The following is a 344-nucleotide window of genomic DNA, read 5'->3' as shown; positions in this document are numbered from 1 at the left end:
GGTCTCATGAGCGCAGGATTCGAGCATGCGGCGCTGATCGAGAAGAGCCCGATCCGCGCCCAGACACTCAAGCGCAACTGGCCGACGTGGAATGTCGTGAACAAAGACATTGCCAAGATCTCATATGTGAATCCGCAAGAGCGCGCCGAGATTGATCTGCTTGTCGCCGGCCTTCCGTTCCCACCGGGGGAGGAAAGCGTTCCGAAGGATGCTTCGATTCCTCAGGTGCTTCGCGCGTTGAAGGGGATTCTCCCACGCGGCGTCATGGTCCAGTTCGACCTAGGCCAAAGGCAAACAGGCGGCGAGGAGGCCATCGCGGCACTTCTTACAGAGGTCAAGGAAGC

Annotated in this window: 1 protein-coding gene; it reads left to right on the top strand. The window is 59.3% G+C overall.

The genetic code is table 11. The annotated features are described in order from the left end of the window. The coding region (locus tag AF337_RS31985) for a DNA cytosine methyltransferase (protein WP_193393680.1) at positions 1-344 on the top strand (344 nt) is incomplete at both ends.

The sequence above is a fragment of the Rhizobium ecuadorense genome (genome assembly GCF_001187535.1).
Taxonomy (GTDB): domain Bacteria; phylum Pseudomonadota; class Alphaproteobacteria; order Rhizobiales; family Rhizobiaceae; genus Rhizobium; species Rhizobium ecuadorense.
This window is presented reverse-complemented; position numbering and strand designations above follow the sequence as displayed.